Consider the following 14,751-nt stretch of genomic DNA (forward strand, 5'->3'; position numbering starts at 1 on the left):
GGGGGTAACTGGATGGATGACCAGGTCATCATCGATTGGTACTGGGAGCGATCGGAGTATGCGATTGTCGCGACAAAGAAGAAATACGGAAACTATTGTCATCGTGTTTCCTACAACATTCTACAAAATCATGAAGATACGGAAGAGTGTCTGAATGATTTATATATGAAAGCATGGGAATCAATACCGCCGACACGTCCGTTTCGACTAGGGGCGTATTTGACGAAGATTGTTCGGAATCTCTCGTTGCAACGCTATAGGAAGAATCATGCGAAAAAACGGGGTGGTGGACAAGTACCGCTCGTCTATGAAGAACTAGAACATGTCCTCACGGTGTCGATGAAAGACGAAGACATCGTCGACCTATTGAACGTATTTCTTGCAGACCTTCCTCGACAGACGAGAATGATGTTCATGCAGCGTTATTTTTATCTTCACTCGATTCAAGAAATTGCGAAAAACCATCAACTCGGGGAGAGTCATGTCAAAATGACGCTGAAGCGAACGCGTGATGCATTACAGCGAGCGCTTGAAGCAGAAGGGATTCGCGTATGAAGAATGAACAGTTGCTTCGACTACTTGGAGAAGTGGATGACCGCTTTATAGAGGAATCCATGATGATAGAGCGAAGACCTTATCAACGACTCAAATGGGGGGCAGGACTGGTACTCGCCACCGCTGCGGGATTCATGCTCTTCACATCGAATATTTGGAATGAACGTATGCCGTTATCTACGGATTCGACGGCAAACTCGGTTCATATCGTCGATAAATCAGAAATAAGGCAAGGTACTTCCCAGGAAAACTTGATGGACATGACAGAGGATGAACTTTTTTCGCGGTGGAGTCCGGTCGTGATCAGAGGAACGGTCTCGAACATCCAGCACATTGAGATTGATTTCAACGGGGAGACCGAATATCAGTCCCTCATCACGATCCATGTGTCAGATGTGTATCGGGGAGATGTGCAAGTCGGGCAAGAACTGGTTGTTCGTGCCGATGTAATCGGAAGAGCGGAACAGACAGAGCATACGAGCGTCATCTCACACGTACGTCAAGGGATGGAGGGCATCTTTATGCCGATTCCATATGATGACGAATTCATCTGGGAACAAAACGGGGCGACACTTCGACTGAAAGATATTGCGGATTATGGTTTTCCAGACGGGGAACGTTATCTGTTTTTAGATACCCCGGACGGACTGTTGTTTGAACGGGACGCCTATCCGTCATTGCAAGATATGCATTCTTTAGATGGAATAGAACGTTGGATGATCTCACGATTTAAAGAGTCAGAATGATCTACATCTCATATTATTAGGAGGGCGAACGATATGGAACGTACGATTACGGTAAAAGGAACAGGAAATGTCTCGTCTCGACCAGATTTGATTGTGATTCACATGGACCTTGTCACAAAAGCACCACGATATGAAGAGACGATGACTGAGGCAGCGAACGCCGTGGTGCAGCTTCAAAAGGCCATCGTACGCGCAGGATTTGAAAAGAAGGATTTGAAGACGAGTGATTTTTCGATTGACACATTATACGACCAGTATCGTGATAAAGATAAGAATTACCGTTCACGGTTAATTGGATATGCTTGTAGACAAAAAATGAAAGTGGAGTTCCCGCTAGATACATCCAAACTGTCTGATGCCATCGAACAAATCAGTCAATGTCGTGCGAATCCGCTACTATCGATTCGTTTCACGATGAAAGATCCGAACGCGATTGAAGATCAGCTGTTAGTGAACGCTGCGGAAAATGCAAAAAAAAGAGCGGAACTCCTCGCGACAGGAGCGGGCGCAACGTTAGGAGAGTTGATTCAAATTGACTATACATGGAGCGATATTCACCTCTTCTCTGCAACTGACATTCGCTATGGTCATGAAATCGACTTTTCTGAATCACGGATGCCTGAACTCGAACCAGATGACATCAATGTCAGTGATTCGGCGACATTCGTCTGGAGTCTCAAATGAGGCGATCCATAATCCTGACTCTTTTCGCTATATCGATTGCGCTTCCCGTATCCGCTCTTTCCTGGGCCTATACGTTTGTCGTGTTCGACCGAAATGCATACGAAGTACTTGATACGACATTAGATGAAGATACGCTCGGTGACGTGATCGGTGAAGTAGAAACAACGGTCAACGACGAGACGGGACGTTACTACGGGAATGCCTCAAATGGCTATCCGATTGGGACCGCTTACCGTGAAGTTGTTGGGGAGCCCGTTGAAGACGTCATTGCGGTCGAGGACGGCTCGAAATGGAAGCGGGCGGAATACCGATTCGAAGCACCCTATCACACGCGCGACTTTGTCACATTCTTCGGCTACATCTTGCTCGTACTCGGCATTGTTATCGTGAGTTGGACGCTCTTTAAGCGAAGTTCACTGTACAAAAAAGAAGCATGAACGAACGTTGGAATGGGAAGGGGATAAAGAGACGTTAGGCAAAGGGGGATTCATCATGAACATTTTGATTATCTTTGATTCGTTGTATGGTCATACAGAAAAGATTGCCCATGCGATGCAGGAAGAACTTTCAAAAGAGCATGAGGCGCGCATGGAACATGTGTTGAACATCGGCCTTGGTGACTTGGCGCATGTCGACCTTGTCGTCATCGGTTCACCGACACATGGGGGTTATGAGACGGAGGACATTAAAGTGTTTCTAGACGGAATCTCGGACAATGCGCTTCGCGGGAAGCGGACGGCTGCGTTTGATACGAGTGTCGTCAAAGAAAAACAGAATCCGATTCTCGGTAAAATCATCGACTGGTTCGGTCATGCGGTCAATCGCGTCGAAGGGGAAATGATTGAAAAAGGCGCGACGAACGTTCAAAAAGAATCGTTCTTGGTTGATGGGAAGACAGAGATGCTGAAAGAAGGCGAGCTCGAACGTGCGAAAGCATGGGCACGGGAGTTGGTCGGATAATACGTGAAACGCATTCAGGAATCAGGATGCGTTTTTTTAGTGGAAGCGGAAGAGAAGGCTGAAAAAGCGGGTAAATACTTAGTATTCAACTCTTTAGAAAGGGAGCTGGTTGTGATGAGAAAAATGGAACGTGATGTCTTCGTCGGATGGATGGTCGTCTTGCTCGTTATATTGGTGCACTTCCTCATCACCGTCTCTCTCGGAAACTCATACTTTGCCGAGTCCTCACTCAATCGCATGTTGTGGCTCTCGAGTTTCCCAGCATTTTTGATTGCTTTCGTCGCAGCCTTTTTCCAAAAAACGAATACGATTCTCCTAGCGGTTCGTCGTGGATTGTTGTGGACCGTCGAGCTGATCGTCGCGTTCACAGTCCTCGCCTGGGTGTTCCGTTCGTTTGAAGGATTGTATGCGAACGCGGGTCTCTATTGGTTATTCGGTGCCGTCTTGATTGGTCCGATTTTCTACGTGATGGCATTCCGGCGTCAACATACGAAACGGATCCGAACACCTTGACTCGAAACGTCTCCTCTTTCAGGAGGCGTTTTTAGATTGTCGTAGGATGGGAATGGAGTAGAGAGAAAAGAATGGAGGAGAGTGCGATGAGCCAGTATTTTTCATCATCCTATGAAGAGTCGCGAGAGAAGTTCATCAATTTGTTGCCGGAGGTGAAACGCTTTTATCCGAAAGCGGAGCTGTTGACGCATTCGATTGGGGACGAAAGCATCGACATCATTCTAGGTGAACCGAAACGAGAGCGGAGAGCGATGCTTCTCATGACCATTGGGGAACATGGGATCGAAGGCTATGCGGGTGCCGCGGTGACACAGCAATTCGTACAGATACAACTCGGCCAAGTACGACATGAAACGACAGGCATCTGTCTCATACACGCTGTCAATCCGTGGGGGATGAAACACTTCCGTCGGGTCAATGAGCACAACGTCGACTTGAACCGAAACTACGTCATTGATCGTGAGTCTGTTCCATATAACGTGAATCGTGAATACGAACTCATGCGCCATTTGTTCGTCCCAGACGGTGTGATTGACGACTATCATGAGGCGCGTGAACAGATTTATTCATTCCTTGGTTCCGGAATTAAGCTCGATGGCTTCAAAGCGATGAGTGAGGCGAAAGGGATGGGGCAATATCAATTCCCGAAAGGGGTGTATTACGGGGGAGATGAAGACGAACCGTCCGCCATCTTCTTGAAAGGAATTCAACACGATTTACTGGAGCGCTACGAGAAAGTGGTCCATCTCGATTGGCATACGGCGCTCGGTCCGACGAACGAAGTGACGATGGTCATCAGCAAGCGGGACGGACGATCAGAAGATGAGTTAAAACAGGCGTACGGTCTCGATAACGTCAAGGTATATGACCCGGATGAGGTGCTCGGGGACTCGACGAACCATTTTTATTATGTCCGTGACACAGAATATCCGGACAAGGGACTTGTCTCCGCCTTATTTGAATTCGGGACGTTCGGAACATCGACGAAAGCCTCGATTCGAGAATTTTTGACAATTATTTTAGAGAATCGTCTCTACTTCGAAGGAACGAAAGATCCCGAAGCGCGTAACGGGATTCAGAATGAGTTCATGGCGATGTTTTATCCGGAAGATCTATCCTGGCGAGAGGCGGTTTTACGAGAAGGGGCGAAAGCCATCGAAGGATATGTAAAAGGAGAATCGCTCTGGCGTGACACATGAGAAGGTTTTTAAGGCTTGAAAACGGGAACAAGTAGGTTGTGAGTATTTACAATCAATTAAAAATGTGGAGGTTGGATGATGGGATATATTACAGCACATGACGGAACAAACTTATATGTGGAGGATGTCGGTTCTGGGGAGCCGATTGTCTTCTTACACGGTTGGCCGGCGAACAACAACATGTTCGAGTATCAGAAGAATGCACTCGTTGAGGCAGGCTATCGTTATGTCGGGATTGACTATAGGGGATATGGTAAGTCTGATGCCCCGGCGACAGGCTATGATTATGAGACAATGGCATCCGACGTGCATATGGTCGTCTACGGCCTTGGTTTGAAAGACTTCACACTCGTTGGATTCTCGATGGGTGGGGCAATTGCAGTGCGATATGCAGCAGACTATAAAGAAGACGGTCTGAAAAAGTTAGTGTTAGCGGGAGCAGCGGCACCAATTTTCACACAACGTCCAGACTATCCATACGGGATGACGACGGACGAGGTCGATGCGTTGATCGAAGATACGCGAGCCGACCGGCCGAAGATGCTCGAAGGATTCGGGGAAATCTTCTTTGAAAAAGAACATTCGAAACCGATGCAGAATTGGTTCCATCATCTTGCGCTCGTGGCTTCGAGTCACGGAACGATTGCCTCGGCAAAAGCGCTCCGAGACGAAGATTTGCGCGATGCCTTGCCGAAGATTGACGTAGAGACGTTAATCATTCACGGTGTACATGATAAAATCTGTCCGTTTGAGTTTGCCGAACAGATGGAGCAGGGCATTTCAAATGCTCGAATTGAACGTTTTGAAGAGAGCGGGCACGGTACCGTACTCGATGAACGAGAGAAATTTAACGATACACTGTTGCAGTTTGTTCAATAATTTATGGGCTCCTAAAGGGGCCCTTTTGTATGTCTGGATGGATAAGAACCAACTAAAACGGGTATAAATCAATTGGAGTTCCCTTCCAATTCTTTTGAATCACCGAAACATCGCTGTGACAAGGATCACGATGTTTTTTTGTGTCGTTTGGAAGAAAGGGGATGATACGAGATAATAGGAACATGGATTTAGTTCAACCTGTCCTACCATTCATGGTACAATAACGGGGTGGATTAACAGATTGAGGAGAGATTTAAATGAACATCGCTTTCTTTTTATATCCGAAAGAAGACGTCAAATATTTGGACCCCGAATCAACGGTACGACAAGCACTTGAAAAGATGAAGCATCATCGATTCACGTCTGTCCCACTCGTTTCGGAAAACGGATTTTACGCCGGGACGATGACAGAGGGGGATTTACTCTGGGCACTCGCAGAACAGCTTCGCGGGGAAGAAGACTATGAAAAAGTGCTCCGGACACGTCTAAAAGACATCAAGCAACGCGTTCGCTATAAGCCGGTATCCATTACGGCCCAAATCGAAGAACTCGTCGATGCGATCACGGATCAAAACTTCGTGCCGGTCGTCGATGACGGCAAATACTTCATCGGCATCATCCGACGCCGCGACATCATCGAGTATTACTCGTCAAAGTTGAAACAACTGGAGAATGAAGTCCGATGACGAACAAGCCAGAACCGAATCCCGGTTCTGGCTTGTTTTACGTTTCTTTCTGTTTTGTTTTCAAGAATGGAAGTGGAGCGATCATTGCGATGAAATAAATCAAGGCGATCACGAGTAAAAGTATGATTGCCGGTAAATAGGGTGCGATGAGTGGGATGACGAGTAGGACCGCAAGAACCACGAGTCGCTTCCACGACACTTTGAAGAACAGGCGATTGAAGTAAATGACACCATATCCAAACAAGACGATGGCGACATACAGCGTGATTCGATGTGCCAAATCGAGTGTCTGCATCGGATCGTGTACGATGGTGATTTTGACGACGGCGAGTAAGATGATGCCGAGAAACATAGAGAGGTGTGACCAATAGAACCCGGCTTTGGCTGTCTGATCTCGTTTATCCGTATGCATGTCTTGAAAACGATTCTCTCTTGCTTCATCCTCTTTCACGTAGGAGTACCAAAGCAGAACGGTCAGCATAAGGGCAAGAATCATTGTCAGAACCACATCCGAGGTTAAATCCTCATCAATCGCAGCTCGACCAGTCGACGCAATCGTTTCGCCAAGGGCGATGACGAGAATGAGATAATGACGCTCAAGGAAGTGCCAGGACGACACTTCGAACTGCCCTCTGTTTTTCTGTACAAGAGGACCTAATACAGCGACAATCGCGACAATTCCCCATACAATCAGGCGTACGTTCCCCTCAAACAGCGAAGCGACGAGGATGATGATGCTAAAGGAGACATTGTACGGTACGATGGCAAGCATCGCCTTTTTCGTATCCTCATTACTGTGCAACAAGAATAGCGTCGAATGCACGGCGACAATCACTAAAAAGCCAAGCCCGAAAATGAAGCCATCTTGATCATATGCTTTTGGGATGGCGACAGAAATGAGCATAAAGCCAATCATCCCGAGCGTCATGAAGATTTGATGGTTCCTTCTTGTCAGTTTGGTCGTATTCGTCAACCAAATATACCCTTCAAAGATGTACCAAATGAGGGCCATGAGGACGAGAACTTCTAAAAACGTATGAAATGTGAGATGATGTTCGAGTTTCAATGTGAGTTGGATGAACGTAAATACAAATACCAAGTCAAAAAACAGTTCAATCTTTTCTACCTTTTCATGATGAGAGGGCATGAGAGGACTCCTTTTCATAGATTCCTTTTTATTTACCCGTCCGATTCACAAAAAACCCTTCATTTCATAAATGAAGGGCAAACCTCAAACAAGGGGTGGGAAATGCGGCAACACATATTCTCCTAATTCATCGATGACTTTTTCAGCCGGACGTTCTCCGTCGAAGAGGGCGAAGAAGAGGTGATTCACGCCGATGGCACGATACGCTTCGAGCAATTTGATTAAGTGGTTGCGACCTAGACGGAAACCGAGGCGAATTGGCGTCGGTGGCTCGTCTGGGTCATGCGTCAAGTCAAGATGCATCGGCATCGAGAACGGACGAAAAGCACGACCGTGTGCCTCACCGCTTTCACGCCAAGCGTCAAGCGCTTGTTTTTGTGCGAAAGGTGCCTGCGGATAGTACATCCATCCATCCCCGTTCGCCCCGAGCCAGTCCATATCCTGTTGCGCGAAGCCGGTGATCATTGTCGGGATCCGTTTCTTCGGACGTGGTACGAGCGTTGCCTGTTCAACTTCCCCGTAAGGTGAGTCAATCGTTGGGTAGTTGTAATAGAGTGCCTGCTCCATGACGCGAAGCGATTCTTTGAACTGGTCGCCGCGTGTCGGATGATCGACTCCGAGTCCTTTGAAGTCGGCACGACGGTCGCCTGACGAGATTCCGAGAATCAATCGTTCCGGGAATAACGCTTCAATCGTCGCGACTTCCTTCGCTGAACGAAGCGGATGTCGGAGTGGTAAGACGAGCGCGGACGTACCGAGCGCGATGTTTTTCGTTTGACCGAGTAAATGTGTCCCGTAGATCAACATGTCATAAATCTGACCGACGGCGGGGTCTAAAAAGTTCGGGTCTTTTAATAGAACATCCCGTAACCAGAGCGCTGTGAAGCCGTAGTCGTCTGCTTTTTGAGCGAGTTCGACTTGACGTTCGAGTGTCGGGGTACGCATTTTAAAATTTTCTAAAGGGATGTGGAGGCCGAGCGTAAGCTCGCCCTCCCGATACATCCGGTTGTAGCTTTTATGATTGTTGAACATAAGCTCCTCCTTAGTTTGCTTCCAGACGACGAGAGATGGCTGTCAAGATGACGGCGATGATGACCATGATCCCACCGACCCACGGTGTGTGGACGAGTCCGATTGAATCGGCGACGAGTCCGCCGATTGTCGCACCGAGGGCGATCCCGATGTTGAAGGCCGCGATGTTGAGTGCGGATGCGACATCGACAGCAGCGGGTACATATTTTTCAGCCAATTGTACGATATACAGTTGGAGTCCAGGCACGTTCATGAAGGCGAGAAGTCCCATCAAGACGATGGCAATGAGACCAGCGACTTTGAACGGAATCATGAACGACATGATGATCATGACCGCTGCATGAACGATGAACATATAGAACAATGCTTTCGCCGGGTTTTCGTTGGCGAGTTTTCCGCCGACCGCGTTCCCGATGGCGACTGCGATTCCGTAAACGAGTAAGACGACGCTGATTAAGCTCGGGCTGATTTTTGTCACGTCTTGCATGATGGGTGTCAAGTACGTAAACGCGACGAACGTTCCGCCGTAACCGAGTGCTGTGATCAAGAATCCGAGCATGAGACGACCGTTCGTGAGCAGTTTCTTCATATCTGAGAACTTCGCCGGTGGTGACTGTTTCAAATCTTTCGGAATCAAAAAGAAGCTGGTGATGATTGAAACGACACCGAGTGCTGCGACGGCGAAGAATGTAGCACGCCATCCGAACGCTTGACCGATGAAAGTACCAAGTGGGACACCTGTAACGGTCGCGACAGTTAAACCTGTGAACATGAGAGCGATGGCACTCGCTTTTTTATGCGGGGGCACGAGCTGTACGGCGATGGTTGCTCCGATTGAGAAGAAGACCCCGTGCGAGAACGCGGTGATAAAGCGGGCGACAATCAAGAGTTCAAAGCTGGTCGACATGGCAGAGACCAAGTTTCCAACGATGAAGACGACCATCAGTGACATGAGTAACGTCTTGCGGTTCATCCGGTTCGTCAGTGCCGTTAAAATCGGTGCACCGACGGCGACACCAATGGCGTATCCCGAAATAATGAGACCTGCGAGTGTGATTCCGATGTTTAAGTCACTTGCAATGGATGCGAGCAGTCCGACAGGGACGAACTCGGTCGTCCCGATGCCGAAAGCACTAATGGCGAGGGCGAGTAACGCTAATCCTCCATTTTTAGGTACCTGTTCTTCAACAGGTTGCGTATAAGGTTGATTCATGAGTAGTTCCTCCTAGTTGGATAAAAATGGTGTGGAAGACGAGGGCCCTTCGTCTCCCGATAGCAAAGACATCTCACTTTCCTCTATTTGTTCAGTACGGTCGAAAAAGTACCTTACCGTCTCAAGAGGGTGCTACGAGCGAAATGAACTTGTATTGATTTGCTATAGTCGTTATCATAAGGGCATGAAAACCGTTTGAGAAGTACGTACTTTCAAGTGCGGTAGGCACCAAAAAGTGCCTATGGAAGAAATGGAGGAACTGATATGCCATATAACATTCCGGTCGAAGCGACACTTGACGTCATCGGTGGTAAATGGAAAGTCGTCATCATGTGTCACTTGATCAAAGGAGAGCGTCGGACGAGTGAGCTGCGTAAACTCATGCCGAACATCACACAGAAGATGCTCACCCAACAATTGCGTGAGCTTGAAGCGGACGGGGTCGTCGTACGCACGGTGTACGAGCAAGTTCCACCGAAAGTCATCTACTCGCTCTCAGAGTATGGATGGTCACTTAAACCGATCTTAGACGCCATGTGCGCCTGGGGAGAGTGCCATATCGACCAGTCTGGAGAAGAGGTCATCTCATAACAATCACGGTCGTCCATGATGGACGACCGTTTTTTGTGCGGGGAAGTCGGGTACAGGGACAGAGACAAGGAGGGTTTTTAGAATGGACTTGAAAACTTTTTTGTTTACAGATGACGGCTCGATTCCGAATCATCCCGATTATCCGGCGCTTCTTTATCGTGGTGTCTTTGATGACCCGAGTGGGATGCAAGAAACGTTCGCTCATAATGAATGGACGAACAGTTGGGTGAACGGGGTGTTCGATTATCATCACTATCACAGCAACACGCATGAAGTGTTGGGCGTCTTACATGGTGAGGCGACCCTTCAACTCGGAGGGACGAATGGTGATCTCGTACGCGTCAGTGCAGGGGATGTCCTCGTCTTGCCGGCGGGAACAGGACATCGGCGCATCGAGGCGAGCGAAGACTTTCAAGTCGTCGGGGCATACCCGGACGGTCGTGACTATGACACATTGACCGGGAAGACGGAAGAACGTCCGGACAATGTGAAGCGAATCGAACAAGTCGAGAAACCGACGTACGACCCTGTCTTCGGGACGACGGGACCGTTACATGAGGCTTGGACAAAGGAGGAAACGATATGAATCAACGACTACCACATTCTTTATTACTCGCGGCATTGAAACAAAACGTTGTCGAATTGAAAGACGGACGGGAGATGCGCGCACTCGGGCAAGGGACGTGGCGTATGGGAGAAGAGAAATCGAAGCATGACGCTGAGGTGGAAGCGCTTCGGACAGGACTCGATTGCGGACTTCATGTCATCGATACAGCTGAGATGTACGGGGAAGGGGAGTCGGAAAAGTTGGTTGGCGAAGCCATTCAAGACCGACGCGAAGACGTTTTCCTCGTCTCGAAAGTGTACCCATACAATGCGTACGGCGACAAACTTGCCAAAGCGTGCGACGCGTCACTCGAACGACTCGGAACAGACTATCTCGATCTTTACTTACTCCATTGGCGAGGGGATGCCCCGCTCGAGGAGACGATTCAAGGAATGGAGCAGCTCAAGGCAGACGGCAAGATTCGGGCATGGGGTGTCTCGAACTTCGATGTCGAGGATATGAAAGAACTTCTCGCCTTACCGAACGGAGACAACTGCGCGGTCAACCAAGTGCTCTATCATCTTGGCAGTCGAGGGATCGAGTATGACCTGCTCCCTTATTTGAAAGAACAAGGCATCCCGGTTATGGCGTACGCACCGCTCGCCGAGGGAAGTGACGTGAAAAAAGACGTCTTCGAAAACGAGACGGTCAATCGACTAGTGGAGGCGTATAGTGCCTCGGTCGCCCAAATCTTACTCGCCTGGACGATTCGGAGCGGACACGTCATCGCCATTCCGAAAGCGGGGCAGGCCGAGCACGTCGAGGAGAATGCGGCGGCCCTCTTGCTCGATTTGAGTGAAGAAGATTTCGAGGCGCTCGATGAAGCATTCCCACCACCGACGACGAAACAACCGTTAGATGTCATTTGATGATGTGAACTGGACCAATCAAAGGTCCAGTTTTTCTTTTGCTGAAATCGATTGTCTTTTTCGAGTTGCGGGTAAATAAAGGAAGGACTTGCTTCTGTGGATGATATCGATACGACAAGGGAGCTGAAAATCAGAATGGAACAGACGTACACCGCCGAAGAATTCAAAGACAAGATGTACACGAATTTAAAGGTACGACCAAGTGATTCCGTCATTTTGATGTGTTCCATCTTTATCGCATCCATTGGACTCAATATGAACTCCATTCCCATCATTATCGGGGCGATGTTAATCTCGCCACTCATGACACCAATCTTGAGTATCGGTCTAGCTTTGTCACTTTATGACATGAAGTTATTGCGGGCAGGTGTTCGTTTACTGCTCGTCCAAGTTGCGGTCAGTCTCACCGTCGCGACCATCTATTTCGCCATCTCCCCAATCACCTATGCGAGTAATGAAATCATCGCACGGACCGAACCGACGATTTGGGATGTCATCATCGCCTTCGCCGGGGGAACCGCCGGGATTATCGGGGCGCAAAAGAAAATGAGTAACAACATCGTCCCGGGGGTCGCCATCGCGACCGCCTTGATGCCACCGCTCTGTACGGTCGGCTATTCGATTGCAACACGCAATCTCGACTACTTAATCGGGTCGAGCTACCTGTTCGTCATCAACTGTGCGTTCATTGCCATCGCCACGTTCATCGGGGTCAAGTTTATGGGCATCTCTCAAGTGTTGACGAAACAGGATGCGAACCATAAAAAAATTAATCGACTTCTCATCGCCGTATCTGTCCTGATTGTCGTTCCGAGTATCTTTTCGGCCGCGACGCTCGTTCAAGACAGCATCGTCCGGACGGGAATCAATAACTTCATCGAAGAAGAATTTTCAGATGCCATCATTATCAGTCAGGACTATCAGGAAGATGACAATCTCCTTCTCGTGACGACGACAGGGAAACGGTTGACCGAAGAGGAGCTTGCCGACATCGAATCACGGTTGCCTGACTATGGGCTTCGCACTATTGAACTCTCGGTGACACAGGTTCCGGACTTGAACGGATTGTCCGGGGAGAAGGTAGCTGAACTACTTCAAAAATATTTGGAAAGTCGCCTCCAACAGTTCAACCTGTTCGACAGCCGTCAAATCAATTTAGAGGACTTGCCGTTCGAACTGCAGAACGAAATCAATCCAAACTAAAAGACCATCGATTCTTCGATGGTCTTTCTTGTTAGTTCGCGAGCGGGTGTTTCAAGAGATAGTCTTCGATTTGATCAATCGTTTCTTTCAACACGCCGTCTGCGAATGGCGATTTGAGACCAGCCAGTTCAACGAGTTCGAGGAACGAGCGGCTTCCGCCTGCCTGACAGAGCGTGAGGTAATCGCTCCATGCGGCTTCGCGGTCTTCATGCATGCGCACCCAGAACTGGAACGCACACACTTGAGCAAGCGTGTAGTCGATATAGTAGAACGGACTTTGGAAGATATGTCCTTGTTGGTGCCACCATGCACCTGATTCGAGATAGTCGTTCGTCTCATAGTCACGATGCGGAAGGTACACCTTCTCCAAGTCGCGCCATGCCTGACGACGCTCGGCAGCTGTCATGTCCGGATTGCGGTAGACGACATGTTGGAACTCATCGACGAGCACGCCGTACGGAAGGAACGTCATGCTGCCAGCCAAATGGTTGAACTTGTACTTGTCGACTTGGTCGCCGAAGAAGAGTTCCATCCATGGCCAACAGAAGAATTCCATCGACATCGAATGGATCTCACATGCCTCATATGTTGGGAAGGCGTATTCCGGAGTCGTCAAATGACGGCTTTCATACACTTGGAAGGCATGACCGACTTCGTGTGTAAGGACATCGATGTCTCCGGCTGTGCCGTTGAAGTTCGAGAAGATGAACGGGAGACCTTCAGATGGCAAGTACGTGCAATATCCGCCGCCAGCTTTACCTGGTTTCGCCGTCAAATCGAGGGCGCCGCGCTCTTGCATGTATTGGAAGAACTCATCTGTCTCGTTCGAGAGCTCATGATACATCTTGTTTCCACCTTCGATGATGAACGACTCATCCCCTTGAGGTGTCGCGTTACCGTCAGGGAAGACGAACGACTCATCGTAATAGTAGAGATGGTCGACACCGATGCGTTTCGCCTGCTTCTCTTTTAACGCAGAAGCGAGCGGGACGATGACGTCGCGGACTTGTTTGCGGAAGTTATCGACCATCGACTCGTCATATCCGACACGTTGCATACGAGCATAGCCGAGTTCAACAAATGATGGGAAGCCGAGCGCATGGGCGATCTCTGTACGCACACGTACAAGTTCTCCGTAAATTCGGTCGAGCTCGTCACCGTTGTCAGAAAGGTATGTATAGCGGGCAACGGATGCGGCTTTACGGACATCGCGGTCAGGTGACTGAAGGTATGGACCGAACTGTGACAAGTTGAGTGTCTTGCCGTCAAATTCAATCTGTGCCGCTGACATGACCTTTTGATAAGCCGTCGCGAGGCGGTTCTCTTCCTGCAATTTCGGGATGAGCGACTCCTCGAATGTCTCGAGTGCACGCTCGGCGAGAGAGAATAACTGGCTACCCCATTCCGCTTCGAGTTCAGAACGAAGCTCGTGGTTCGTCAAGACGCGGTAGTACGCTTGGATTTCTTTCTCATAGACCGGTAGTGCATCGTCGAAGAAAGATTGTTCTTCTTCATAAAAAGCGTCGCGTGTGTCGACCGAGTGTCGGATCGCGACGAGTTGACTTTGTGTCTCAAAGTCGTTCCGTTCCTTGTTGATTTGACGAATGAGTTCATTCGCTTCCTCAAGTGTGCTCGCTTGCTGTAATTCGGCAGAATAGTCCGACAATCTGCTGTTCAAAGCGTCCAAGTCGGGCCGTTCATATGACAATTTTGTGAAAGTCGTCATTGTAAGCGCCTCCATCGTGTGAAATTTTTATAAAGTGTAAAAAGGGCTTGCAAAAGCGATTGCACACTCGTATTCTTACGATGTGTAAAACGATTTCGCACTACCTTATATCTACTTTACCGTTAATAAGGTAGGGATTGA

Annotated in this window: 17 protein-coding genes; 13 read left to right on the forward strand and 4 right to left on the reverse strand. The window is 48.8% G+C overall.

Annotated features, from left to right (window positions below; genetic code table 11):
- Positions 1-12 precede the first annotated feature (12 nt).
- The 9 genes from AC5LIL_RS03830 (at position 13) to AC5LIL_RS03870 (ending at position 6,222) form a co-directional block, all read left to right on the forward strand.
- Positions 13-555: an RNA polymerase sigma factor gene (locus tag AC5LIL_RS03830; protein ID WP_214785974.1), complete on the forward strand. Its 543-nt coding sequence runs from the start codon at positions 13-15 to the stop codon at positions 553-555.
- Complete coding sequence (locus tag AC5LIL_RS03835; protein WP_499824959.1) at positions 552-1,301, forward strand: hypothetical protein; 750 nt, start codon at positions 552-554, stop codon at positions 1,299-1,301. The genes AC5LIL_RS03830 and AC5LIL_RS03835 overlap by 4 nt, the downstream gene beginning before the upstream one ends.
- A 33-nt stretch (positions 1,302-1,334) precedes the next feature.
- Positions 1,335-1,985, forward strand: a complete 651-nt coding sequence (locus tag AC5LIL_RS03840) for an SIMPL domain-containing protein (protein ID WP_214785970.1) — start codon at positions 1,335-1,337, stop codon at positions 1,983-1,985.
- The gene (locus tag AC5LIL_RS03845) at positions 1,982-2,422 is read left to right on the forward strand and encodes a hypothetical protein (RefSeq protein ID WP_499824960.1); all 441 of its coding nucleotides are present in this window, start codon (positions 1,982-1,984) and stop codon (positions 2,420-2,422) included. The genes AC5LIL_RS03840 and AC5LIL_RS03845 overlap by 4 nt, the downstream gene beginning before the upstream one ends.
- Positions 2,423-2,477: 55 nt before the next feature.
- A complete protein-coding gene (locus tag AC5LIL_RS03850) occupies positions 2,478-2,945 on the forward strand; it encodes a flavodoxin family protein (RefSeq protein ID WP_214745811.1) in 468 nt (155 codons plus the stop codon).
- Between the two features lie 114 nt (positions 2,946-3,059).
- The gene (locus AC5LIL_RS03855) at positions 3,060-3,458 is read left to right on the forward strand and encodes a hypothetical protein (protein ID WP_214874696.1); all 399 of its coding nucleotides are present in this window, start codon (positions 3,060-3,062) and stop codon (positions 3,456-3,458) included.
- Positions 3,459-3,544: 86 nt separating this feature from the next.
- Positions 3,545-4,657, forward strand: a complete 1,113-nt coding sequence (locus AC5LIL_RS03860; protein WP_339963226.1) for a M14 family metallopeptidase — start codon at positions 3,545-3,547, stop codon at positions 4,655-4,657.
- Positions 4,658-4,732: 75 nt separating this feature from the next.
- Positions 4,733-5,536 (forward strand): alpha/beta fold hydrolase, encoded by an 804-nt coding sequence (locus tag AC5LIL_RS03865; RefSeq protein ID WP_499824961.1) that lies wholly within the window; start codon positions 4,733-4,735, stop codon positions 5,534-5,536.
- Between the two features lie 257 nt (positions 5,537-5,793).
- Complete coding sequence (locus AC5LIL_RS03870; RefSeq protein WP_074033810.1) at positions 5,794-6,222, forward strand: CBS domain-containing protein; 429 nt, start codon at positions 5,794-5,796, stop codon at positions 6,220-6,222.
- Between the two features lie 37 nt (positions 6,223-6,259).
- Here the strand turns inward: AC5LIL_RS03870 and AC5LIL_RS03875 are convergent, their stop codons facing one another.
- The 3 genes from AC5LIL_RS03875 to AC5LIL_RS03885 form a co-directional block, all read right to left on the reverse strand.
- The gene (locus AC5LIL_RS03875) at positions 6,260-7,369 is read right to left on the reverse strand and encodes a low temperature requirement protein A (RefSeq protein WP_499824962.1); all 1,110 of its coding nucleotides are present in this window, start codon (positions 7,367-7,369) and stop codon (positions 6,260-6,262) included.
- Between the two features lie 84 nt (positions 7,370-7,453).
- The gene (locus AC5LIL_RS03880) at positions 7,454-8,401 is read right to left on the reverse strand and encodes an LLM class oxidoreductase (protein WP_499824963.1); all 948 of its coding nucleotides are present in this window, start codon (positions 8,399-8,401) and stop codon (positions 7,454-7,456) included.
- A gap of 10 nt (positions 8,402-8,411) precedes the next feature.
- The gene (locus AC5LIL_RS03885) at positions 8,412-9,614 is read right to left on the reverse strand and encodes an MFS transporter (protein WP_499824964.1); all 1,203 of its coding nucleotides are present in this window, start codon (positions 9,612-9,614) and stop codon (positions 8,412-8,414) included.
- A gap of 264 nt (positions 9,615-9,878) precedes the next feature.
- Between AC5LIL_RS03885 and AC5LIL_RS03890 the strand changes: the two genes are divergently transcribed.
- The 4 genes from AC5LIL_RS03890 to AC5LIL_RS03905 all read left to right on the forward strand — a co-directional run bounded on the left by AC5LIL_RS03890 (position 9,879) and on the right by AC5LIL_RS03905 (position 12,884).
- Positions 9,879-10,205: a winged helix-turn-helix transcriptional regulator gene (locus AC5LIL_RS03890; protein ID WP_012727011.1), complete on the forward strand. Its 327-nt coding sequence runs from the start codon at positions 9,879-9,881 to the stop codon at positions 10,203-10,205.
- An 82-nt stretch (positions 10,206-10,287) separates the two neighbouring features.
- Complete coding sequence (locus tag AC5LIL_RS03895) at positions 10,288-10,791, forward strand: cupin domain-containing protein (RefSeq protein ID WP_499824965.1); 504 nt, start codon at positions 10,288-10,290, stop codon at positions 10,789-10,791.
- Positions 10,788-11,681 carry an aldo/keto reductase gene (locus AC5LIL_RS03900; protein WP_499824966.1) on the forward strand — a complete coding sequence of 298 codons (894 nt, stop codon included), beginning with the start codon at positions 10,788-10,790 and terminating at the stop codon, positions 11,679-11,681. Before AC5LIL_RS03895 ends, AC5LIL_RS03900 begins: the two co-directional genes overlap by 4 nt.
- A gap of 135 nt (positions 11,682-11,816) precedes the next feature.
- Complete coding sequence (locus tag AC5LIL_RS03905; protein WP_499824967.1) at positions 11,817-12,884, forward strand: DUF389 domain-containing protein; 1,068 nt, start codon at positions 11,817-11,819, stop codon at positions 12,882-12,884.
- A 31-nt stretch (positions 12,885-12,915) separates the two neighbouring features.
- On the opposite strand, the gene AC5LIL_RS03910 is transcribed toward AC5LIL_RS03905, so the two are convergent.
- Positions 12,916-14,610: a M3 family oligoendopeptidase gene (locus AC5LIL_RS03910; RefSeq protein ID WP_499824968.1), complete on the reverse strand. Its 1,695-nt coding sequence runs from the start codon at positions 14,608-14,610 to the stop codon at positions 12,916-12,918.
- Positions 14,611-14,751: the final 141 nt, after the last annotated feature.

The sequence above is a fragment of the Exiguobacterium sp. RM11 genome, assembly GCF_059821525.1.

Bases quoted from the DNA above. Each gene is read 5' to 3' on its own strand.
- AC5LIL_RS03830 (WP_214785974.1), top strand. From the start codon at position 13: ATGGATGACCAGGTCATCATCGATTGGTACTGGGAGCGATCGGAGTAT.
- AC5LIL_RS03835 (WP_499824959.1), top strand. From the start codon at position 552: ATGAAGAATGAACAGTTGCTTCGACTACTTGGAGAAGTGGATGACCGC.
- AC5LIL_RS03840 (WP_214785970.1), top strand. From the start codon at position 1,335: ATGGAACGTACGATTACGGTAAAAGGAACAGGAAATGTCTCGTCTCGA.
- AC5LIL_RS03845 (WP_499824960.1), top strand. From the start codon at position 1,982: ATGAGGCGATCCATAATCCTGACTCTTTTCGCTATATCGATTGCGCTT.
- AC5LIL_RS03850 (WP_214745811.1), top strand. From the start codon at position 2,478: ATGAACATTTTGATTATCTTTGATTCGTTGTATGGTCATACAGAAAAG.
- AC5LIL_RS03855 (WP_214874696.1), top strand. From the start codon at position 3,060: ATGAGAAAAATGGAACGTGATGTCTTCGTCGGATGGATGGTCGTCTTG.
- AC5LIL_RS03860 (WP_339963226.1), top strand. From the start codon at position 3,545: ATGAGCCAGTATTTTTCATCATCCTATGAAGAGTCGCGAGAGAAGTTC.
- AC5LIL_RS03865 (WP_499824961.1), top strand. From the start codon at position 4,733: ATGATGGGATATATTACAGCACATGACGGAACAAACTTATATGTGGAG.
- AC5LIL_RS03870 (WP_074033810.1), top strand. From the start codon at position 5,794: ATGAACATCGCTTTCTTTTTATATCCGAAAGAAGACGTCAAATATTTG.
- AC5LIL_RS03875 (WP_499824962.1), bottom strand. From the start codon at position 7,369: ATGCCCTCTCATCATGAAAAGGTAGAAAAGATTGAACTGTTTTTTGAC.
- AC5LIL_RS03880 (WP_499824963.1), bottom strand. From the start codon at position 8,401: ATGTTCAACAATCATAAAAGCTACAACCGGATGTATCGGGAGGGCGAG.
- AC5LIL_RS03885 (WP_499824964.1), bottom strand. From the start codon at position 9,614: ATGAATCAACCTTATACGCAACCTGTTGAAGAACAGGTACCTAAAAAT.
- AC5LIL_RS03890 (WP_012727011.1), top strand. From the start codon at position 9,879: ATGCCATATAACATTCCGGTCGAAGCGACACTTGACGTCATCGGTGGT.
- AC5LIL_RS03895 (WP_499824965.1), top strand. From the start codon at position 10,288: ATGGACTTGAAAACTTTTTTGTTTACAGATGACGGCTCGATTCCGAAT.
- AC5LIL_RS03900 (WP_499824966.1), top strand. From the start codon at position 10,788: ATGAATCAACGACTACCACATTCTTTATTACTCGCGGCATTGAAACAA.
- AC5LIL_RS03905 (WP_499824967.1), top strand. From the start codon at position 11,817: ATGGAACAGACGTACACCGCCGAAGAATTCAAAGACAAGATGTACACG.
- AC5LIL_RS03910 (WP_499824968.1), bottom strand. From the start codon at position 14,610: ATGACGACTTTCACAAAATTGTCATATGAACGGCCCGACTTGGACGCT.